This window comes from Enterobacter sp. WI-ESBL-E8 (assembly GCF_053364895.1).
This window is the reverse complement of record NZ_JBRWXJ010000001.1, coordinates 771,850-793,217: the sequence shown is the minus strand read 5'-3', so window position 1 is coordinate 793,217 and position 21,368 is coordinate 771,850. Positions and strand designations below refer to the sequence as shown.

Genomic DNA, 21,368 nt, shown 5'->3' with positions numbered 1-21,368 from the left:
ACCTATTGAAAAATTAATAATTTTATGCTTTGTTTTTTGAGCTCATTCTCTAACGCGGTCAATGTATGAATTCACCCTCGTTACCTGATGTTCCTTCTCACTCAAATGGATGTGTACATGAGCAACAAATTATTCACATTAAATAATACCACCAAAATTCTGGGAAATATTTTTCCTGCTTTGTTGATATGCACCCCAGCAGTTGCATTTTCTGCAACTATCGACCAATCAACGTCTGCACCTCAAGATTTTTCAGTTGATGCTGAATATATTATTAATAAAGACGTCACGATTTCCTCCGCCAGTAATGAAGCGGCCGTGTCTGTCTCAGGTTTTACTGTCACCAATACCACTAATAAGGGGAATATTTCCGGAACGGGAATTGGCCTGGATATTAACACGGGTGCACAACGTGTTGTTATTAGCAATGCCAGTGGCGCGACCATTTCTTCCACGACAACGAATGCAGTGAACATTCAGTCATTGCTCGGTGACTTTAATAATAGCGGAAGCATTATTGGTGCCGAAAATGGCATTTTTGTCAGTGAAAATTCCTCTGCAATAAATATTACCAATACAAGTACTGGAGTAATCAAAGGTAAAACAGGCCTGAATGCTCAGACTGGAATTGGCATTAATAACAGTGGCACCATTATTGGAACGAATGGTGACGCCAGTATGTTTAGCGACGGAAATACCAAGATATTAAACAGTGGTACCATGCAGGGAACCCAGTATGGCATTCATGTAAGAGATTCTGCAAAAGTTGACATCACGAGTAGTGGAACTATTCGTGGTGATTCAGCAGCCATTATATTTGCGAGCGATAAAAATAACACTCTGGTTCTTAATACTGGCTCCGTCCTGATAGGTGACGTTATTTCCACAAATTCAACAGGAAATACCCTGACCCTCATCGGCTCCGGTACAGAAGACAGTAACTTCGTTGGGCTGAATGAAGGCGAGGGTTTTGCCGGTGTCAAAATGAATGGTGAGAACTGGACGCTTACGGGCGATCTCGACATTATCGGCACCGATAATTCTCTGCAAGTAAATAGCGGAGATTTAACGTTAGCGGGAAGCGTCTCTAATAACGGTAACACTCTGGTTGCAAACGACAGCACCTTACGATTAGGCGATGGTAAAAACACCGCCAGTCTTAGTGGTGGTCTGGAAAACAACGGTACCGTGATTTTCAATCAAGGCAGCGATTTCCTTTTCGCCACCAACATGACCGGTAGCGGTGACGTTGAAAAAGTGGATTCTAACACGCTGACGCTGACGGGTAACAACAGCTACAGTGGAAATACGGTGCTGCACAGCGGTACTACACTGGTCGCCACCGGAGCAACGCTCGGCGTCAAAGGCAGTAACGCCACCGTCACCGTGGAAAACGGTGCAACCTTTGCCACCGCAGGCGAAGTCAACAACAACGTCTCCATTCTTACCGGCGGTACGCTGGCGGCGTGGAATGCGATTCAGGGTAACTCAACGCTGAGCGGTGCCGGAGTTGATACGGTGAACGGCAACGTGACTAACGGCGGCACGCTGCTGCTCAGTGCGGTCGACCATAGCGTTGGCAATAATTTCACAATTAACGGCGATTACACCGGCTCTGACGGTAGCCAGATTGTGATGAACAGCAGTCTGGGCGAAGATAATGCGCCAACCGACCACCTCACCATTACCGGCAGCAGCTTCGGTCAGTCCGGGGTAAGCATTACCAATATTGGCGGCGCAGGTGCGCAAACCGTTAACGGCATGGAAATTATAAGCGTAGGCGGCAGTTCCGAAGCTCAACTGACGCTGGCAGCACCGGTTGTTGCCGGCGCTTATGAATACAATCTTTATCAGCACGCCGACGGCAACTGGTACCTGGAATCAAAGGCAACACCTTCTGATGAGCCTTCTGACGACGGCGATAACACCGGTGACGGTGGTAATACTGACGGCGGCGGTAACACTGACGGCGGCAGCAACACCGATGGTGGCAGCAATACCGACGGCGGCAGCAATACCGACGGCGGCAGCAACACCGACGGCGGCAGCAACACCGACGGCGGCAGCAACACCGACGGCGGCAGCAACACCGACGGCGACAGCAATACCGACGGCGGCAGCAATACCGACGGCGGCGGCAATACCGACGGCGGCAGCAACACTGCGCCGGAAGTGATGGCCCCTGAAGTCGGGGCTTACTTAGGCAACTACCTCGCCGCACAGAGTATGTTCCTGCATAAGCGCGACGATCGCGACCAGATCACCTTCCGCAATGAAGACGATTTGAACACCTGGATGTACGTTAAGGGCCGTTACCACGAGAACGATGCCGGTGACGACAAAGTCAGTTATGACACCACGACCACCGTTCTGCAAGTCGGCAGCGATTTCATGAGTAAGTCAATGGACACTGGCATCCTGCGTGCTGGTGGCATGTTCGGTGCAGGCCAGGCGAAGACTCACTCAGATGCGAGACATAACGTGCGTGACGCGCAAGGTAAGGTAGATGGCTTCAATGTTGGGCTCTACGCCACCTGGCAGGAAGATCAGAAATTACGTCTGGGCAGCTACATTGATACCTGGGCCGCCTATAGCTGGTACAACAACAAAGTGACCAGCAACCGTAACGATGAAGACTACAATAGCGAAGTTTTTGCCGCGTCTGTTGAAGTCGGCCACGCGTGGGTTATCCCATCTGAAAACGAACGAACCTGGAAGATCGAGCCGCAGGCGCAGGTGATCTACAGCTATCTCGATCAGGAAAGTCACACCGATCGCGACGGCGTACGCGTAACCACGCTGGATAATGACAGTGTCTTCGGTCGTTTGGGTGTTAAATCCAGCTACGTCCAGCCAAAAAACGTTAAGGCGTGGCAGCCATACGTTGCGGTGAACTGGTTGAAAGGTGCAGGTCAAAACGATTTGGCATTTAACGACGAGACCGTCAGCAACGATACGCCAGAAGATCGTGGTCAGTTGGAGTTGGGCGTTACCGGCAACCTGAACGAAATGACGACCATCTCCCTGCGCGCCAGCGGCGAGTGGGGTGAAAACAGCTACGCCGCTTACGGCGGTCATATTTTGTTAAACCACCGCTGGTAATCTGTCAGAATGAAGCAAAAAAGCAGTGGCATCCGCCACTGCTTTTTTTAGTTATCCAGCTCGCCCATAGATTTAACCTGGTCACGGTTAATCTGCTCGGTTTGACCGGTTTCAGCGTTTTTGTACGACACCAGGCCGGTATCGTCATCCACCTGCGGCTTGCCGTCGGTGACAATGGTTTTACCATCGGTGGTTTTTACGGCCTGATTAGACGAACAGCCCGCCACGGTGAACATTGCAGTGGCAGCCAGAACGGAAGCGATCAGTAATTTATTTTGCATGGTGTTTTCCCCTGCTCTCAGTTGAATTTCGTTATCGACCTAACCATTTTAGGCTAACTGACTGAATGCGGATGGAAAACCAGAAGGTTCTGAAGATGGGGAGAATGCCCGGCAACCGAACGTCACCGGGCATTTTTACTTACTTGCTAATCTGCGCGTGCATTTCCTGCACTGAAATCACCTTCTCGGTGGCATCCGCGTTCAGCGCCATGGCCGTAGCGAAACCGCCGTTCAGGGTGGTGTCGTAGTGCACCTTGTACTGCAGCGCGCTGCGGCGAATCAGCTTGGAGTCTTCAATCGCCTGGCGGCCTGCGGTGGTGTTGATGATGTAGGTATATTCGCCATTCTTGATGCGATCCTGAATGTGCGGACGACCTTCATGCACCTTGTTCACCAGACGCGGGTTGATACCGGCTTCACCCAGCACAATCGCCGTACCGTGGGTCGCATCCAGCTCGAAGCCCTGCTTCAGCAGCTTGGCGGCCAGGTCAACCACGCGCTCTTTGTCGCCTTCGCGAACGGAGAGCAGCGCACGGCCTGATTTTCTCATGGTGGAGCTACTGCCCAGCTGCGCCTTCGCGAAGGCTTCTGCGAAGGTGCGGCCCACGCCCATCACTTCCCCGGTGGAGCGCATTTCTGGCCCTAAAAGCGGGTCAACGCCCGGGAATTTGTTGAACGGCAGCACCACTTCTTTCACCGAGTAGTACGGTGGAATAATTTCTTTGGTCACGCCCTGCTGCGCCAGCGTCTGGCCCGCCATCACGCGTGCCGCCACTTTCGCCAGCGGAACACCGGTGGCTTTAGAGACGAACGGGACGGTACGCGCCGCGCGCGGGTTCACTTCAATCAGGTAGACTTCGTTGTCTTTCACCGCGAACTGAACGTTCATCAGACCGCGAACCTGCAGCTCGAAGGCCAGCTTCTGCACCTGCTGGCGCATCACGTCCTGAATTTCCTGGCTCAGGGTGTACGCTGGCAGAGAACAGGCCGAGTCGCCTGAGTGCACGCCCGCCTGCTCGATATGCTCCATGATGCCGCCAATCAGCACCATTTCGCCGTCGCAGATGGCGTCAACGTCCACTTCTACCGCGTCGTCGAGGAAGCGGTCGAGCAGCACTGGCGCATCGTTGGAGACGCTCACCGCCGTCTGGAAGTAGCGACGCAGGTCGGCTTCGTCATAAACGATTTCCATCGCGCGGCCGCCCAGCACGTAGGAAGGACGCACCACCAGCGGGTAACCAATCTCTTTAGCCTTCTCAACGGCCATCTCAATGGCGGTGACGGTGGCGTTCGCCGGCTGTTTCAGCTTCAGACGGTCAACCGCCTGCTGGAAACGCTCGCGGTCTTCCGCACGGTCAATCGCATCCGGGCTGGTACCGATAACCGGCACGCCTGCCGCTTCCAGCGCGCGCGCCAGCTTCAGCGGGGTCTGGCCGCCGTACTGCACGATAACGCCTTTTGGCTTCTCGATGCGCACGATTTCCAGCACGTCTTCCAGCGTCACCGGCTCGAAGTAGAGGCGGTCAGAGGTGTCGTAGTCGGTCGAGACCGTTTCCGGGTTACAGTTGACCATGATGGTCTCGTAACCGTCTTCGCGCAGCGCCAGCGAGGCGTGTACGCAGCAGTAGTCGAACTCGATGCCCTGGCCGATACGGTTTGGACCGCCGCCCAGCACCATAATCTTGTCGCGGTCGACGGACGGGTTAGCTTCGCACTCGTCTTCATAGGTGGAGTACATGTACGCGGTGTCGGTTGAAAATTCCGCCGCACAGGTGTCCACGCGCTTGTAAACCGGGTGCAGGTCATACTGGTCGCGCAGCTTGCGGATTTCCGCTTCGCGCACGCCCGCCAGCTTAGCCAGACGCGCATCGGCGAAGCCTTTACGCTTCAGCACGCGCAGGAAGTCAGCGTCCAGACCGGTGATACCCAGCTCAGCCACCTGTTCTTCCAGACGCACCAGTTCTTCAATCTGCACCAGGAACCAGCGGTCAATGTTGGTCAGGTTGAACACGCCGTCCACGGACAGGCCCGCACGGAAGGCATCGGCGATGTACCAGATGCGCTCAGCGCCCGCGTCTTTCAGCTCGCGGCGAATTTTGGTCAGCGCTTCCGGGTCGTCCAGGCTTACTTTCGGGTCAAAGCCGGTCGCACCGACTTCCAGGCCGCGCAGCGCTTTCTGCAGGGATTCCTGCTGCGTGCGGCCAATCGCCATCACTTCGCCGACGGATTTCATCTGGGTGGTCAGACGGTCGTTCGCACCGGCGAATTTCTCGAAGTTGAAGCGTGGAATTTTGGTCACAACGTAGTCGATGGACGGCTCGAAGGACGCCGGGGTGCGGCCACCGGTGATGTCGTTCATCAGTTCGTCGAGGGTGTAGCCTACCGCCAGCTTCGCCGCCACTTTGGCGATCGGGAAGCCGGTCGCTTTGGAAGCCAGCGCGGAGGAACGGGACACGCGCGGGTTCATTTCGATAACAATCAGACGGCCGGTTTTCGGGTTCACGGAGAACTGCACGTTTGAGCCGCCGGTTTCTACGCCGATTTCACGCAGTACCGCCATCGAGGCGTTACGCATGATTTGATACTCTTTGTCGGTCAGCGTTTGCGCTGGCGCAACGGTGATGGAGTCGCCGGTGTGGATCCCCATCGCATCGAAGTTTTCGATGGAGCAGACGATGATGCAGTTGTCGTTTTTATCACGCACCACTTCCATCTCGTACTCTTTCCAGCCAATCAGAGACTCATCAATCAGCAGCTCTTTGGTTGGGGAGAGATCCAGACCGCGTTCGCAAATCTCTTCGAACTCTTCGCGGTTGTAGGCGATACCGCCGCCGGTGCCGCCCATGGTGAAGGATGGACGGATGATGCACGGATAACCCACGTCAGCCGCGACGGCCAGCGCTTCTTCCATATTATGTGCGATGCCGGAACGCGCGGTGTCGAGGCCGATTTTCTTCATCGCCACGTCGAAGCGGCGACGGTCTTCTGCTTTATCAATCGCGTCGGCGGTTGCGCCAATCATGGTCACGCCGAACTCTTCCAGCACGCCCTGACGCTCCAGCTCCAGCGCACAGTTCAGCGCCGTCTGGCCGCCCATGGTCGGCAGTACCGCGTCCGGACGCTCTTTTTCGATGATTTTGCGTACCACTTCCCAGTGAATCGGCTCGATGTAGGTTGCATCAGCCATTTCCGGGTCGGTCATGATGGTTGCAGGGTTAGAGTTGACCAGGATAACGCGGTAACCCTCTTCGCGCAGGGCTTTACACGCCTGCGCACCGGAATAGTCAAATTCGCAGGCCTGGCCGATGACGATCGGGCCAGCGCCAAGAATCAGGATGCTTTTTATGTCTGTACGTTTTGGCATTGTCTTCTCGGCTCCTGATTATTTAGCGGTCTTACGGTATTGCTCGATAAGTTCGATGAAGTGATCGAACAGCGGCGCGGCATCGTGTGGGCCCGGGCTGGCTTCAGGGTGGCCCTGGAAGCTGAATGCTGGCTTATCGGTACGGTGGATACCCTGCAGGGTGCCATCGAACAGCGACTTATGTGTCACGCGCAGGTTAGCCGGCATGGAGGTCTCATCGACGGCGAAACCGTGGTTCTGCGCGGTGATCATCACCGTGTTGTTATCAATGTCTTTCACCGGGTGGTTACCACCGTGGTGGCCGAACTTCATCTTAACGGTGTTCGCACCGCTCGCCAGAGCCAGCAGCTGGTGGCCGAGGCAGATGCCGAATACCGGAATGTCTGTTTCCAGGAAGGACTTGATGGCAGCGATGGCGTAGTCACAAGGAGCCGGGTCGCCTGGGCCGTTAGAGAGGAAGATGCCGTCCGGGTTCATCTTCAGTACGTCTTCAGCAGAGGTCTGCGCTGGCACCACCGTCAGGCGGCAGCCGCGGTCAACCAGCATGCGCAGGATGTTGCGCTTGGCGCCGAAATCGTAAGCCACCACGTGGAACGGCAGCTCGCTCTCTTTTTTCGCTTCCGGCAGGTCGCCTTCCAGCGTCCAGCTACCCTGCGTCCAGCTGTAGGCTTCAGCGGTAGTCACTTCTTTCGCCAGGTCCATGCCGTTCAGGCCCGGGAAGGCTTTCGCTTTTTCCAGCGCCAGGGCCGCATCGAGGTTATCACCTGCGATGATGCAGCCGTTTTGTGCACCCTTCTCGCGCAGCAGACGCGTTAACTTACGGGTATCAATATCGGCAATCGCCACGATGTTATGGCGTTTCAGGTAGGAAGAGAGGTCTTCGGTGTTGCGGAAGTTGCTGGCAATCAGCGGCAGGTCGCGAATGACCAGGCCTTGCGCATGTACCTGAGAGGACTCTTCGTCAGCCGCATTGGTGCCGACATTGCCGATATGAGGATAAGTAAGAGTAACGATTTGGCGAGAATAGGAGGGATCAGTGAGGATTTCTTGATAACCGGTCATTGAAGTATTGAAAACGACTTCCCCAACCGCCGAACCCGTTGCCCCTATGGCCCGACCGATAAACTGGGTTCCGTCTTCCAGAACCAATAGCGCTGACTTAATCAAAACACCCTCCAGAGAATATTCACTCACTTTATTTGCATATTAATTCATAACCATGTCATGAATCAATGCAAATGTGTTGCCAGCGGATTTTTGGCAAACGGCGGCATTCTGGGGATTTGGTGGGTAAAAGTCAACTTAAAACGGATATTTTGTTTAGTCTTTTGCGAGCCTGGCGGCTGGAATGCGATTTAACGGGCAAAAAGATCAGGCAAATCATTCTGGAAAACGCTTGCGCGGTAAGTTTAACGGAAATTTCGTGCGCGGGGCAATAAAAAGTGGACCATATGGTCAAAATTTACAATTACGCAACGTAAAACAGAGAGAAGAGATATTGTTTTAAAGCTTTAACTTAATAACACCCACAAAGAAGACAAAATAAAAGGGCAATAAATTATTGCCCTATGCAATCAATATATTACGACTGCAATAACCACATCACGATGGGTAATAATGCTTACAAATTGTTGAGATCGAGTACATCTCGCATATCAAAAAGACCATTACGCTTGCCTTTCAACCACAACGCGGAGCGCACTGCGCCATTTGCAAATGTCATTCGGCTAGATGCCTTATGCGTGATCTCTACACGTTCGCCGATATCGGCGAACATCGCGGTATGTTCGCCGACGATATCGCCTGCTCGCACCGTTGCGAAACCAATGGATCCCGGAACGCGTTCGCCCGTATGACCTTCGCGAGAATAGACCGCGATGTCTTTTAAGTCTTTATCCATTGCATAAGCAATCGCTTCGCCCATTGCCAGCGCCGTGCCTGATGGCGCGTCGACTTTATAGCGGTGATGCGCTTCAACAATTTCAATGTCGGTATAGTCGCCCATCACTTTCGCCGCCTTTTCCAGCAGCTTCAGCATCACGTTAACGCCTACACTAAAGTTGGCAGCGAAGACGATCGCAATCTCGTTTGATGCCTCCTGAATGGCTTGTTTACCCGCCTCGTCAAAACCGGTGGTGCCAATCACCATCCCTTTACCGTTCTGACGGCAAAACGCCAGGTGATTCAATGTGCCTTCAGGGCGCGTAAAATCGATGAACACGTCAAAGTCATCTTTTACCGCCTCCAGGCTGCTCTGCACGGTTACGCCCGTGTGGCCTGCGCCCGCCAGCTCACCCGCATCGGTGCCAAGTAGTGATGAACCTGCACGTTCCAGCGCCGCGCCAAGTGCCACACCATCCATCTGTAGCGCCGCCTGAATCAGCTGACGGCCCATACGTCCACCCGCGCCCGCAATAGCGACACGGATCTGTGCATCATGCATAGTTATTCTCTTACGTTAAAATGATGTAAACCGTTTTCAGATTAACCAGCCTTGAGAAGCACTGCCAACTGAAAACACCGATAATTAGAATTTAACGTGAAACCGACTTAAATATCAGTAAAAGACATGATTTTGTCGTCACGATAAAGTAACGGGTAAAAAAAAGGCCAGCACAGGAGGTGCTGGCCTTTCATCAGAAAAGGGACTATTCGACTTCGCGGGCACCAATTCTCAGTTCTTTCGGGACTTCGAAAACGATGTTCTCTTCACGTCCTTCCAGCGGCACCGCTTCGCCACCGCCGAGCTCCTGCAGACGAGTAATGACATTCTGTACCAGTATATCCGGCGCGGAAGCCCCTGCCGTTACGCCCACGCAGGCCGCGTTTTTAACCCACGCTTCCTGAATATCCGATGCGTCATCAATCAGGAAAGCCGCTTTCCCCATCCGCTGTGCCAGTTCGGCCAGACGGTTGGAGTTAGACGAGTTTTTGGAGCCGACCACCAGCACCACATCCGCCTGTTCAGCAAGGGCACGCACCGCTTCCTGACGGTTAGTGGTTGCGTAGCAGATGTCATCCTTACGCGGACCGACGATTTTCGGGAAACGCTGACGCAGGGCGTCAATCACGTCCGAGGTATCGTCTACGGAGAGCGTGGTCTGGGTCATAAACGACAGACGGGCTTCATTTTTTACGTTCAGCGTTAACACATCTTCAGGCGACTCAACCAGATACATCCCCCCTTCCGGGTTGCTGTACTGGCCCATGGTGCCTTCGACTTCCGGATGACCGGCATGGCCAATCAGAATCGACTCTTCACCACGACGGCTGGCGCGCGCCACTTCCATATGCACTTTCGTGACTAATGGGCAGGTGGCATCGAACACGGTCAAATCGCGGCTTTTCGCTTCGTTCCGTACCGCCTGAGAGACGCCGTGCGCGGAGAAAATCAGGATCGCACCGTCCGGAACTTCGCTGATTTGTTCAATAAAGATGGCGCCGCGCTCGCGCAGGCTGTCGACCACGTAGCGGTTGTGCACCACTTCGTGACGCACATAAATCGGCGCGCCGTAAATTTCCAGCGCGTTTTCAACAATGCTGATAGCGCGGTCTACACCGGCGCAGAAGCCGCGCGGGTTAGCCAACAGGATCTGCATTTCAGGCCTCCAGTGCAGGATCGATTTCCAGCACTTCAACATCAAAATGAACGGTACGCCCGGCAAGCGGATGGTTGAAGTCAACGGTAATCGAGTCGCCGTTGATTTCGCGGATCACGCCAGGCATTTCGCTGCCGTCCATAGCGGTAAAGAGCATAATCGCCCCAATTTCCGGTTCACCCGCATCCATAAACTCACGGCGCGAGAAATACTGGATCAGGTCCGGGCTCGGGACACCAAACGCGGCATCCGGCTCCAGCGAAAAGGCTTTTTTCTCACCCTCTTTCAGACCCAGAAGCTGCTGTTCAAGGCCTTCAGACAGAGAGGTATCGCCAAGACGAAACAGGGCCGGCTTGCCGTTATTTCGGGTGGATTCAGCCGTTGAGCCATCATCCAGTTTCAGCGTGAAGTGAACGAGAACTGCGCTGTTGCTCTGTACGGATTTAGACATACACATTGCTCTTTAATGTTGTCTCGCCTGTGTGCCGGGTGGCGCTGCGCTTACCCGGCCTACAAGTGTCGGCATATTCGGTAGGCCGGGTAAGCTACGCGTCACCCGGCATTGATGCTTACGCCTGCTCTTTCGCGGCTGGTTTCGGCAGGAAGCCTTCCAGCACGATTAACGCCGCACCGATGCAAATTGCGCTATCGGCGAGGTTAAAGGTCGCGAAGTGCCAGTCGCCGACGTAGAAGTCGATCATATCGACCACAAAGCCGTGCCACAGGCGGTCAAACAGGTTGCCCAGCGCGCCGCCAATGATCAGCGCGTAGGCGATGTTATTCAGCTTTTGCGTCGCCTTCGAGCGGTACATCAGCACTGCCAGGATCACGCAGATACCGAGAGCGATACCCGCAAAGAACCAGCGCTGCCAGCCACCGCTGTCGGCCAGGAAACTGAACGCCGCGCCGTAGTTACGCGCGTAGTGCAGGTTAAGCGACGGGAACAGCGGGACCGTATCCCCCAGAGCAAAATTCTGGAGGATCAGGAACTTGCTGCCCAGATCGATAATCAGCACCACCACAACCAGCCACAGCCAGCGCAGTCCTGTTGAACAGAGAGTTTTACTCATCAGGCAAACTTACGTTTTTCGCCGTCACCGGCGACGTTGCTTACACAGCGTCCGCAGATGTCTGCGTGTTCCGCCACCTGACCGACATCGGTAGTGTAATGCCAGCAGCGCGGGCATTTCTCACCGTCGGCTTTGCTCAGCGCGACTTTCAGTCCTTTGAGCAGCTCGCTCTGCTGAGCATCAGCAGAAGCTTCGGCATAATCCGCAACTTTCGCGCCGGAGGTCAACAGGACAAATCGTAATTCATCGCCCAGCGCCGTCAGTTTAGCCGCCAGCTCCGGTTCCGCGTACAGCGTGACCGTTGCTTCCAGAGAACCACCGACTTTCTTGTCAGCACGCGCCTGCTCGATAACCTTGTTCACTTCGCCACGTACTTTCAGCAGCTCGTCCCAGAAGGCATCGTTCATCGCTTCAGTGCTGGAGAGATCGAACAGACCTTCGTACCATTCGCCGGTGAAGACATATTTCTCGCGGTCGCCCGGCAGATAGCCCCAGATTTCATCCGCGGTGAAGGACATGATCGGCGCCATCCAGCGAACCAGCGCTTCTGCGATGTGGAACAGCGCGGTCTGGCAGCTGCGACGCGCCACGCTGTCCGCTTTCGCGGTGTACTGGCGGTCTTTGATGATGTCGAGGTAGAACGAGCCCATCTCAATGGAGCAGAAGCGCATCAGGCGCTGCACCACTTCGTGGAAGTCGTAAGACTCATAGGCCTTCAGGATATCGTCCTGCGCCGCTTTCGCGCAGCCTACCGCCCAGCGGTCCAGCACGACCATCTCTTCCGGTTTCACCATGTCTTTTGCCGGATCAAACCCGTTCAGGTTCGCCAGCAGGAAGCGCGCGGTGTTACGGATACGACGATAGCTGTCGGCAGCACGTTTCAGGATCTCGTCAGATACCGCCATTTCGCCGGTGTAGTCGGTGGAGGCCACCCACAGACGCAGAATATCTGCGCCCAGTTTGTTCATCACATCCTGCGGAGAAACGGTGTTACCGATAGATTTGGACATCTTGCGGCCCTGACCATCCACGGTGAAGCCGTGGGTCAGTACCTGACGGTAAGGAGCTTTGCCTTTCATGGCGGTGGAAATCATCAGGGATGACATGAACCAGCCGCGGTGTTGGTCAGACCCTTCCAGATACATGTCGGCGGCGTGACCGGAAAACTCCGGACGCACGTCAACCACGGAGGAGTGGGTAGACCCGGAGTCGAACCACACGTCCAGGGTATCCGGCACTTTCTCGTAGCTGTCTGCGTCAGCGCCCAGGATGTCGCGGGAGTCGAGATCCCACCACGCCTGAATACCGTCAACTTCGACGCGTTTCGCCACTTCTTCCATCAGTTCCAGGGTGTTCGGGTGCAGTTCTTGCGTCTCTTTATGCACGAACAGAGACATCGGCACGCCCCAGGTACGCTGACGGGAGATACACCAGTCAGGACGGTTAGCGACCATGGATTCGATACGCGCCTGGCCCCAGTCAGGGATCCACTGCACGCCTTTGATCTCTTTCAGGGACTGCGCACGCAGGCCTTTCTGATCCATGCTGATGAACCACTGCGGGGTCGCACGGAAGATGATCGGCGTTTTGTGGCGCCAGCAGCACGGATAGCTGTGCTGCATTTTCTCTACGTGCAGCAGCGCGCCGCTGGTGCGCAGCATATCCACGATGATGTCGTTGGCTTTAAAGACGTTGATACCGTCCAGCGCCGGGTAGGTGCCAGGCAGGTAAGAGCCGTCCGGGCCCACCGGGTTAGCGATTTCCAGACCGTACTTCAGGCTGATGCTGTAGTCGTCAGGACCGTGGCCACCGGCGGTATGTACCGCACCGGTACCCGCGTCCAGGGTGACGTGGTCGCCGAGGATCGCCGGAACATCGAAGTCCAGGAACGGGTGTTTAAAGCGCATCAGCTCCAGCGCGTCACCTTTCACGGTGCCCAGCACGGTGTAGTCGGTGATATTTGCGCGTTTCAGCACGCTCTCAACCAGATCTTTCGCCAGGATAACTGCCTGACCTTCTACCTGCACCAGCGCATATTCGAACTCACCGGACAGGGAGATCGCGCGGTTGGCTGGCAGGGTCCACGGGGTGGTGGTCCAGATCACCAGCGAGATCGGGCCGTTTACCGAGGAGACGCCAAATTTAGCTTTCACCGCATCCTGATCCACCGCGTGGAACGCCACGTCGATAGACGGAGAGGTTTTGTCGTAATACTCCACTTCCGCTTCAGCCAGCGCAGAACGGCAGTCCACGCACCAGTGCACGGGCTTAGCACCTTTATGCAGGTGGCCGTTACCGATGATTTTACCCAACGCTCGGATGATGTTGGCTTCAGTTTTGAAGTCCATGGTCAGGTACGGGTGCGACCAGTCGCCCAATACGCCCAGACGGATGAAGTCAGCGCGCTGACCGTCAACCTGCGTGGCTGCGTATTCGCGGCATTTCGCACGGAACTCTGCGGCGGTGAATTTCTCACCCGGTTTGCCAAACTCTTGCTCTACTTTCAGCTCGATCGGCAGACCGTGGCAGTCCCAGCCCGGAACGTAAGGCGAGTCATATCCCGTGAGGCCTTTGGACTTCACGATAATGTCTTTCAGAATCTTGTTAACCGAGTGACCAATATGAATGCTGCCATTCGCATATGGAGGGCCATCATGCAGAATGAAGGTTTTCTTGCCTTTTTTGGCTGCACGAATGATGCCGTACAGGTCATCATCGGTCCAACGCGCCAGCATTCCCGGTTCGCGCTTGGCGAGATCGCCGCGCATCGGGAACCCTGTTTCCGGCAAATTCAGGGTTGATTTATAGTCACTCATCAGATTCTCGGTTCCGTATTTATCACGTAGGCATTTAAGCCGGGTTCAAAGCCCAAAAAACTCGCGGGCCGTCAATTCATCACGCGCAATTTGCGCTTTGAGTTCATCCAGCGAACCAAATCGCTGCTCGTTGCGTATTTTTTTACGCAGTATCACATCTATATGGCGACCATAAAGGTCCATTACAACGTCCAGCAGGTGCACTTCTAACTGTTGACGCACACCGGCGACGGTAGGACGCGTACCAATGTTGGCGACGCCATAAAATGGCTTATCGCCCAGTCCTGCCACTTCTACCGCATAGACCCCTTTAACCGGGGAAACCTGACGACGCAGCGGTATATTCGCCGTCGGGAAACCAATGGTGCGGCCGAGCGCGTCGCCATGGACAACGCGGCCTGAAATGGTGAACGGATGCCCCAGCAGGGTTTCTGCCGTATCCAGTTCATCATTGGCCAGCGCCTGACGTACTGCCGTGCTGCTGACGCGCACGCCGCCTTCACAGAAGGTCATCGCACTGGTGACGTCAAAGCCGTATTCCAGGCCAGCCTTCTGTAATAGCAAGAAATCACCCTGACGACCAGCGCCAAAGCGGAAATCATCCCCCACGGCAAGAAACTGCACGCCAAGACGCTCAACCAGCAGGTCACTGACAAAATTTTGTGCTGTCAGCGCGGCAAAGCGACGATCGAAACGTACGCACAATACGTAGTCCACGCCGGACTCCGCCAGATAGCGCAGCTTCTCGCGCAGGCGGGTGAGACGGGCGGGAGATTTATCGCCCGCGAACAGCTCCAGCGGCTGCGGTTCGAAAATCATCACTACCACGGGCAGGCCGCGGGCCTCCCCTTCTTTACGCAATCCCTGCAACAGCGCCTGATGACCACGATGCACGCCGTCGAAATTACCAATTGTCAGCACGCACCCGTGCGGTGCTCTGCTGAGATTATGTATGCCGCGTATCAGCTTCATGTCTGGCTCAAAACAGTGAAAATCGCCAAAGTATACCTTGTACAGCGGTTAAGGTTAACCGGCGATTGTTCGTGCAAAACAGAAAGCCGTAATGATTTCATCAGGCTGACCTTTCGCAGCGAAAAAATCTGCTCGTGAACTGCGATTTTTATGCCGAAAGGCTGTATTCAGAGAAGACAAGCTGGTAGAATCCTGCGCCATCACTACGTAACGTAGCGTCGCTAATTAACGGCGCTTATTTGCACAAATCCATTGACAAAAGAAGGCAAAGAGGGCATATTCCTCGGCCTTTGAATTGTCCACATAGATCATATTTGGGAGTTGGACTTGGCTAATATCAAATCAGCTAAGAAACGTGCCGTTCAGTCTGAAAAGGCTCGTAAGCACAACGCAAGCCGTCGCTCTATGATGCGTACCTTCATCAAGAAAGTATACGCAGCAATTGAAGCTGGCGATAAAGCTGCAGCGCAGAACGCATTTAACGAAATGCAACCAATCGTGGATCGTCAGGCTGCTAAAGGTCTGATCCACAAAAACAAAGCAGCGCGTCATAAAGCAAACCTGACCGCGCAGATCAACAAACTGGCTTAATCGCTACTTGTTGTTGCTTGTTTAAAGAACCCGCTTAACGCGGGTTTTTTTATGCCTTCAGATTGCCGGTGGTGTAAACAGCGCCGAGTAGTCACGGTTACAGATACGCTGCACCGCCGGGTGCTGAATCATCCTTTCCGCAAAAATCGCGTGATACTCTTCCATCACGTTATCGACCCGACCAATCTCCGTAATCCTGTTATCTGAATAGAGATCGTGCGCGTACAGCGTCGGTGCAACGAAGATAGCATTGTGCGCTTCGCCAAAGGCTTTCATCAGCGCCGCGTCGTCGAATTCGCCGAGGATCTCAACGTTCAGCCCCTGTGAGTTAAACCAGTTCAGCAGCTTGCGTCCCAGCATGGAACGTCTTCCTGGTACCAGCAGGCGACGCTCTTCCAGGCAGGCCGGGAAGGGTTTTTCCGGCGGCGGGTTAATACACCAGAAGCTCACGCCGCATTCACCAATCTTCACCGAGAACAGCCCTTCCTGCTGCGTGGAGTCGATCGGACAATCCGAGATAATCATGTCCAGCTTGTGCTGGCTCAGCTGTTCCAGCAGCATCTCGTGAGTGGATTCAAAGCAGCGCAGGTGGATTTGCTCATCTTCTACCACGGCCGCATCCAGCACGCCGCTCACCAGCCGCTTGGACAGCGCGTCCGCCACGCCGACATCAAAGAGCAGGTTCGACTCTTTGCGGTAGTTGACGATATCCAGCATCTCCTGGCTTAGGGTGAACATTTTATCCGCGTAGCGGAAAACCAGTTCGCCCAGTTCGCTGGGTTCAATCCCACGCCCCTTACGCTTGAACAGCTTGCCCTGCAAACGTTCTTCCAGCGCCTTGATCTGCCCGGTGATGGTTTGCGGCGTCAGGTAAAGGGCCTCTGCCGCCCCGACCACCGAGCCCTGTTTGTAGACGTGCCAGAAGTAGTAAAGATGGTTGTAATTTAAATGAGACATCGCGTCTTCTCTCCCTGAGTGTGTATCGGGAGAAGGATCCCCTCCTCCCGGCTTTCCGTTATGCCTGGACGGCCTGTCCGGACAATTTCACCTTCAATAAGGTATAACCGATCACCGCGGCCAGTAATGACCCGATGAGAATGCCGAGTTTAGCCCAGACGATAAGCTCAGGCGCATGCGCGCCAAACGCCAGCGTCGAGATAAAGATCGACATCGTAAACCCGATTCCGCACAGCACGCCAACGGCCATAATCTGCGTAAACGTGGTGCCGTGCGGCAATGAAGCCAGCTTCAGCTTCGTCGCCAGCCAGCAGAAAAGGCTAATGCCCAGCGGCTTACCGATAAACAGCCCGGCAATAATGCCCAGCGGCAGCACGGACGTCAGCCCGTCCAGCGTAACGCCGCCGAGGGAAACGCCCGAGTTGGCAAACGCAAACAGTGGCAGGATCATAAAGGCAACCCACGGATGCAGGACATGCTCCAGCTGTTTAGCGGGTGATTTGCCCTCCTGCGGCTTAAGCGGCACGAAGAAACCGACAATCACGCCTGCCAGCGTGGCATGCACGCCCGATTTCAACACCGCGGTCCACAGCACCATCCCCACGAGGATGTAGATACCGATGCGGCGAACATTAAAGACGTTCAGCAGCGCCAGGACCGCAATCGCTCCTGCGGCCACGCTCAGAGACAGAATCGACAGATCGCTGGTGTAGAACAGCGCGATAATCACAATGGCGCCCAGGTCATCAATGATCGCCAGCGCCATCAGGAAGATTTTCAGGGCAACCGGCACGCGGCTTCCCAGTAGTGCCAGCACCCCGAGCGCAAAAGCGATATCCGTTGCTGCCGGGATTGCCCAGCCGTGACGTGCAATCGGATCCTGCCAGGTGAACGCCAGGAAGAGCAGCGCCGGAACCACCATCCCACCGAGCGCGGCAATCACCGGAAACGCCGCACGCTGGCGGCTGGCAAGCGAGCCCAGTACCAGCTCACGCTTCACCTCAAGCCCGACCAGCAGGAAAAACACCGCCATGAGCGCATCGTTGATCCACAGCAGCATGTTCTTGTTGATTTCCAGCGCCCCGACCTTCAGCTCGACGGGCGTTTCCAGAAAAGCATGATACAGATCGCGGGTAAAGCCGACGTTTGCCAGCACCATCGCGGCCGCAGCGGCAATAATCAGGATCACGCCACCGGACGCTTCACTGCTAAAAAAACGGTGTAGTAATTTCACTTTAATTCTCTCTTTTACAACAATACCTCGATAAAACCATAATACCAAGCCCTATAACTCGGCAAAAACAGATTAATATTGAGTATAGATTCAGTTTTACCGAGCAATACCCACAAATAGAAAAAGCCCGGAATCACTTCCGGGCTTTTGCAAATGAAACCTGCTAACCGATTAGCGGGTCAAATCATCGAAGAATTTTTTGACGCCATCGAAGAAGCTTTTGGAGCGTGGGCTGTTTTTCTCACCCGTCGGGCCGCCAAAGCTTTCCTGCAGCTCTTTCAGCAGCTGTTTCTGCTTATCGTTCAGGCCGACCGGCGTTTCCACGACGACGCGGCACAGCAGGTCGCCCTGCGCACCACCGCGAACGGATTTCACGCCCTTCCCGCGCATGCGGAACAGCTTACCGGTTTGGGTTTCACCCGGGATCTTCAGATTGACGCGGCCATCCAGCGTAGGTACTTCGATTTCGCCACCGAGGGCAGCCATCGCGAAGTTGATCGGCACTTCACAGTACAGGTTGTTCCCTTCGCGCTCGAAGATAGCGTGCTGTTTCACCTGCACCTGAACGTACAGATCGCCTGCCGGTGCGCCGTGTTCGCCGGCTTCACCTTCACCAGCCAGACGGATGCGGTCGCCCGTATCCACGCCAGCCGGGATTTTAACGGACAGGGTCTTGGTTTTCTCAACGCGGCCGTGGCCGTGGCATTTGGTGCACGGATCTTTAATCAGCGTACCGCGACCGTGACAGTGAGGACAGGCCTGCTGTACGGCGAAGAAGCCCTGACGCATCTGTACCTGACCAGAGCCGTGACAGGTCGGACAGGTCTGCGGCTGGGTGCCCGCTTTCGCGCCGCTGCCGTGGCAGACGTCACACTCTTCCAGCGTCGGGATACGGATCTCTTTGGTGACGCCGCGAACGGCCTCTTCCAGCGACAGCTCCATGTTGTAGCGCAGGTCCGCGCCGCGCGCCGCGCGCTGACGACCACGGCCACCGCCGAAGATATCGCCAAACACATCGCCAAAGATATCGCTGAAGTCAGCGCCGCCGCCAAAGCCGCCGCCGCCGAATCCACCGCCGCCCATGCCGCCCTGTTCAAAGGCTGCGTGACCATACTGGTCATAGGCCGCACGTTTTTGTGCATCGGTCAGGACTTCGTAGGCTTCTTTGATCTCTTTAAATTTGGCTTCAGCCTCTTTGTCACCCTGGTTACGGTCCGGGTGGAATTTCATGGCCAGGCGCTTATACGCCTTTTTGATTTCACGCTCTTCCGCAGTTTTCGGAACGCCTAAAATCTCGTAATAGTCTTGCTTTGCCATTGGTTTTTTTAAGCCCCTTAACATGCGAGCACGGGCGTGGAGAGTTCTCCTACGCCCGTGCCGATTAATTACCCTGCATCAGGGCGATTATTTTTTATCTTTAACTTCTTCGAACTCAGCGTCGACAACGTCGTCGTCTTTCGCGTTGTTCGCCGAAGCGTCAGCGCCCGCCTGCTGTTGAGCGTGCTGCTGCTGAGCGATTTCCATCAGCTTCTGAGAAGCCTGCGCCAGCTCCTGCATCTTCGCTTCGATATCCGCTTTGTCTTCACCTTTCAGTGAGGATTCCAGCGCGCTCAGTGCAGCTCCGATAGCAGTCTTGTCTTCCGCTGGCAGTTTATCGCCTGCTTCTTCAACCTGCTTACGGGTGCTGTGCAGCAGATGGTCACCCTGGTTACGGGTCTGAACCAGCTCTTCGAACTTACGGTCGGATTCAGCGTTAGCTTCGGCATCGCGAACCATTTTTTCGATTTCAGCTTCGTTCAGACCAGAAGATGCCTTAATGGTGATCTTCTGCTCTTTACCGCTGTTTTTGTCTTTCGCAGACACGTGCAGGATACCGTCAGCATCGATGTCGAAGGTCACTTCGATCTGCGGCATGCCGCGCGGTGCCGGGTTAATACCGTCCAGGTTGAACTGACCCAGAGATTTGTTATCCGCCGCACGCTTACGCTCACCCTGAATCACATGGATGGTTACCGCAGACTGGTTGTCTTCAGCGGTAGAGAACACCTGGCTGTGCTTCGTCGGGATGGTGGTGTTTTTGTTGATGAGTGGAGTCATCACACCGCCCATGGTTTCGATACCCAGAGACAGCGGAGTAACGTCCAGCAGCAGTACGTCTTTCACTTCACCAGTCAGTACGCCACCCTGAACCGCAGCACCGATAGCAACCGCTTCGTCCGGGTTAACGTCTTTACGTGGCTCTTTACCAAAGAACTCAGCCACTTTCTTCTGAACCATTGGCATACGCGTCTGACCACCAACCAGGATAACGTCCTGGATGTCAGAGACGGACAGACCAGCGTCCTGCAGGGCAACTTTCAGCGGCTCGATAGAACGGTTCACCAGGTCTTCTACCAGGCTTTCCAGTTTCGCACGGGTCACTTTAATGTTCATGTGTTTAGGACCGGTCGCGTCTGCAGTGATGTACGGCAGGTTCACGTCGGTCTGCTGAGCGGAAGACAGTTCGATCTTCGCTTTCTCAGCGGCTTCTTTCAGGCGCTGCATAGCCAGCGGGTCGTTACGCAGGTCAATGCCCTGATCTTTCTTGAACTCGTCAACGAGGTAGTTGATCAGACGGGTATCGAAGTCTTCACCACCCAGGTGGGTATCACCGTTGGTTGCCAGAACTTCGAAGGTTTTTTCGCCGTCAACTTCGTCGATTTCGATAATAGAGATATCGAAGGTACCACCGCCGAGGTCGTAAACTGCGATAGTGCGGTTGCCCACTTCTTTATCCAGACCGTAAGCCAGCGCAGCCGCGGTTGGTTCGTTGATGATACGTTTTACTTCCAGACCTGCGATACGGCCAGCATCTTTAGTTGCCTGACGCTGAGCATCATTGAAGTATGCAGGAACGGTGATAACAGCTTCAGTTACCGGCTCACCCAGGTAATCTTCAGCGGTTTTCTTCATTTTCTTCAGCACTTCAGCAGAAATCTGCGGTGGTGCAGTTTTGGTGCCTTTCACATCAAGCCATGCATCGCCGTTATCTGCCGCGATGATTTTGTAAGGCATGATGGAAACGTCACGCTGAACTTCTTCGTCCTGGAAGCGGCGACCGATCAGGCGTTTAATCGCAAACAGGGTGTTTTGCGGGTTTGTCACTGCCTGACGTTTAGCCGGCTGACCAACCAGAGTTTCACCATCCTGGGTATAAGCAATGATAGAAGGCGTGGTGCGATCGCCCTCGGCGTTCTCCAGCACGCGTGCAGTAGTGCCATCCATAATCGCTACACAAGAGTTGGTAGTACCCAGGTCGATACCAATAATTTTACCCATCTAAACGTCTCCACTAAAAATTCAGTCAACATGTGGTTGTGTACCTGTAATAAGGGCAGAACGT

Annotated in this window: 15 protein-coding genes and 1 pseudogene; 2 read left to right on the top strand and 14 right to left on the bottom strand. The window is 54.8% G+C overall.

The window, feature by feature from the left end:
* Window positions 1-117 precede the first annotated feature (117 nt).
* Entirely contained in the window at window positions 118-3,102 is a 2,985-nt protein-coding gene (locus tag ACWHWP_RS03830) for an autotransporter outer membrane beta-barrel domain-containing protein (RefSeq protein WP_447855090.1), read from the top strand.
* Between the two features lie 47 nt (window positions 3,103-3,149).
* On the opposite strand, the gene ACWHWP_RS03825 is transcribed toward ACWHWP_RS03830, so the two are convergent.
* The 10 genes and pseudogenes from ACWHWP_RS03825 to ACWHWP_RS03780 all read right to left on the bottom strand — a co-directional run bounded on the left by ACWHWP_RS03825 (window position 3,150) and on the right by ACWHWP_RS03780 (window position 15,430).
* Window positions 3,150-3,383 (bottom strand): YgdI/YgdR family lipoprotein, encoded by a 234-nt coding sequence (locus tag ACWHWP_RS03825; RefSeq protein ID WP_003856439.1) that lies wholly within the window; start codon window positions 3,381-3,383, stop codon window positions 3,150-3,152.
* Between the two features lie 139 nt (window positions 3,384-3,522).
* Window positions 3,523-6,747 carry a carbamoyl-phosphate synthase large subunit gene (gene carB / locus ACWHWP_RS03820; RefSeq protein ID WP_023310356.1) on the bottom strand — a complete coding sequence of 1,075 codons (3,225 nt, stop codon included), beginning with the start codon at window positions 6,745-6,747 and terminating at the stop codon, window positions 3,523-3,525.
* A gap of 18 nt (window positions 6,748-6,765) precedes the next feature.
* Window positions 6,766-7,914, bottom strand: a complete 1,149-nt coding sequence (gene carA / locus ACWHWP_RS03815; RefSeq protein ID WP_063429527.1) for a glutamine-hydrolyzing carbamoyl-phosphate synthase small subunit — start codon at window positions 7,912-7,914, stop codon at window positions 6,766-6,768.
* 454 nt (window positions 7,915-8,368) lie between these two features.
* On the bottom strand, window positions 8,369-9,190 hold the full coding sequence (gene dapB / locus ACWHWP_RS03810) for a 4-hydroxy-tetrahydrodipicolinate reductase (protein WP_063429529.1): 822 nt from the start codon (window positions 9,188-9,190) through the stop codon (window positions 8,369-8,371).
* A 205-nt stretch (window positions 9,191-9,395) separates the two neighbouring features.
* The gene (ispH, locus tag ACWHWP_RS03805; protein ID WP_447855089.1) at window positions 9,396-10,346 is read right to left on the bottom strand and encodes a 4-hydroxy-3-methylbut-2-enyl diphosphate reductase; all 951 of its coding nucleotides are present in this window, start codon (window positions 10,344-10,346) and stop codon (window positions 9,396-9,398) included.
* A gap of 1 nt (window position 10,347) precedes the next feature.
* Window positions 10,348-10,797: an FKBP-type peptidyl-prolyl cis-trans isomerase gene (gene fkpB / locus ACWHWP_RS03800; protein WP_003856450.1), complete on the bottom strand. Its 450-nt coding sequence runs from the start codon at window positions 10,795-10,797 to the stop codon at window positions 10,348-10,350.
* A 118-nt stretch (window positions 10,798-10,915) separates the two neighbouring features.
* Window positions 10,916-11,416 carry a signal peptidase II gene (gene lspA / locus ACWHWP_RS03795; protein WP_047346316.1) on the bottom strand — a complete coding sequence of 167 codons (501 nt, stop codon included), beginning with the start codon at window positions 11,414-11,416 and terminating at the stop codon, window positions 10,916-10,918.
* Entirely contained in the window at window positions 11,416-14,232 is a 2,817-nt protein-coding gene (gene ileS, locus ACWHWP_RS03790) for an isoleucine--tRNA ligase (protein WP_059312602.1), read from the bottom strand. Before ileS ends, lspA begins: the two co-directional genes overlap by 1 nt.
* Before the next feature lie 45 nt (window positions 14,233-14,277).
* A complete protein-coding gene (gene ribF / locus ACWHWP_RS03785; RefSeq protein ID WP_047346314.1) occupies window positions 14,278-15,204 on the bottom strand; it encodes a bifunctional riboflavin kinase/FAD synthetase in 927 nt (308 codons plus the stop codon).
* 7 nt (window positions 15,205-15,211) lie between these two features.
* Window positions 15,212-15,430, bottom strand: a pseudogene (locus ACWHWP_RS03780) (DUF2575 domain-containing protein).
* 101 nt (window positions 15,431-15,531) lie between these two features.
* Here ACWHWP_RS03780 and rpsT point away from each other — a divergent pair.
* Window positions 15,532-15,795, top strand: coding sequence for a 30S ribosomal protein S20 (rpsT, locus tag ACWHWP_RS03775; protein WP_003856458.1), 264 nt, complete (start codon window positions 15,532-15,534; stop codon window positions 15,793-15,795).
* Window positions 15,796-15,852: 57 nt separating this feature from the next.
* Here rpsT and nhaR read toward each other — a convergent pair whose 3' ends face one another.
* The 4 genes from nhaR to dnaK form a co-directional block, all read right to left on the bottom strand.
* Window positions 15,853-16,752, bottom strand: a complete 900-nt coding sequence (gene nhaR, locus ACWHWP_RS03770) for a transcriptional activator NhaR (RefSeq protein ID WP_059312603.1) — start codon at window positions 16,750-16,752, stop codon at window positions 15,853-15,855.
* A 58-nt stretch (window positions 16,753-16,810) separates the two neighbouring features.
* On the bottom strand, window positions 16,811-17,986 hold the full coding sequence (gene nhaA / locus ACWHWP_RS03765; protein WP_447855088.1) for a Na+/H+ antiporter NhaA: 1,176 nt from the start codon (window positions 17,984-17,986) through the stop codon (window positions 16,811-16,813).
* 171 nt (window positions 17,987-18,157) lie between these two features.
* A complete protein-coding gene (dnaJ, locus tag ACWHWP_RS03760) occupies window positions 18,158-19,303 on the bottom strand; it encodes a molecular chaperone DnaJ (RefSeq protein ID WP_059312605.1) in 1,146 nt (381 codons plus the stop codon).
* A gap of 87 nt (window positions 19,304-19,390) precedes the next feature.
* Window positions 19,391-21,304: a molecular chaperone DnaK gene (gene dnaK / locus ACWHWP_RS03755; RefSeq protein ID WP_447855087.1), complete on the bottom strand. Its 1,914-nt coding sequence runs from the start codon at window positions 21,302-21,304 to the stop codon at window positions 19,391-19,393.
* Between the last annotated feature and the right edge of the window lie 64 nt (window positions 21,305-21,368).

Excerpts from the sequence above, each read along its gene's own strand:
- ACWHWP_RS03830 (WP_447855090.1), top strand. The coding sequence starts at position 118 with ATGAGCAACAAATTATTCACATTAAATAATACCACCAAAATTCTGGGA.
- ACWHWP_RS03825 (WP_003856439.1), bottom strand. The coding sequence starts at position 3,383 with ATGCAAAATAAATTACTGATCGCTTCCGTTCTGGCTGCCACTGCAATG.
- carB (WP_023310356.1), bottom strand. The coding sequence starts at position 6,747 with ATGCCAAAACGTACAGACATAAAAAGCATCCTGATTCTTGGCGCTGGC.
- dapB (WP_063429529.1), bottom strand. The coding sequence starts at position 9,190 with ATGCATGATGCACAGATCCGTGTCGCTATTGCGGGCGCGGGTGGACGT.
- ispH (WP_447855089.1), bottom strand. The coding sequence starts at position 10,346 with ATGCAGATCCTGTTGGCTAACCCGCGCGGCTTCTGCGCCGGTGTAGAC.
- fkpB (WP_003856450.1), bottom strand. The coding sequence starts at position 10,797 with ATGTCTAAATCCGTACAGAGCAACAGCGCAGTTCTCGTTCACTTCACG.
- lspA (WP_047346316.1), bottom strand. The coding sequence starts at position 11,416 with ATGAGTAAAACTCTCTGTTCAACAGGACTGCGCTGGCTGTGGCTGGTT.
- ileS (WP_059312602.1), bottom strand. The coding sequence starts at position 14,232 with ATGAGTGACTATAAATCAACCCTGAATTTGCCGGAAACAGGGTTCCCG.
- ribF (WP_047346314.1), bottom strand. The coding sequence starts at position 15,204 with ATGAAGCTGATACGCGGCATACATAATCTCAGCAGAGCACCGCACGGG.
- nhaR (WP_059312603.1), bottom strand. The coding sequence starts at position 16,752 with ATGTCTCATTTAAATTACAACCATCTTTACTACTTCTGGCACGTCTAC.
- dnaJ (WP_059312605.1), bottom strand. The coding sequence starts at position 19,303 with ATGGCAAAGCAAGACTATTACGAGATTTTAGGCGTTCCGAAAACTGCG.
- dnaK (WP_447855087.1), bottom strand. The coding sequence starts at position 21,304 with ATGGGTAAAATTATTGGTATCGACCTGGGTACTACCAACTCTTGTGTA.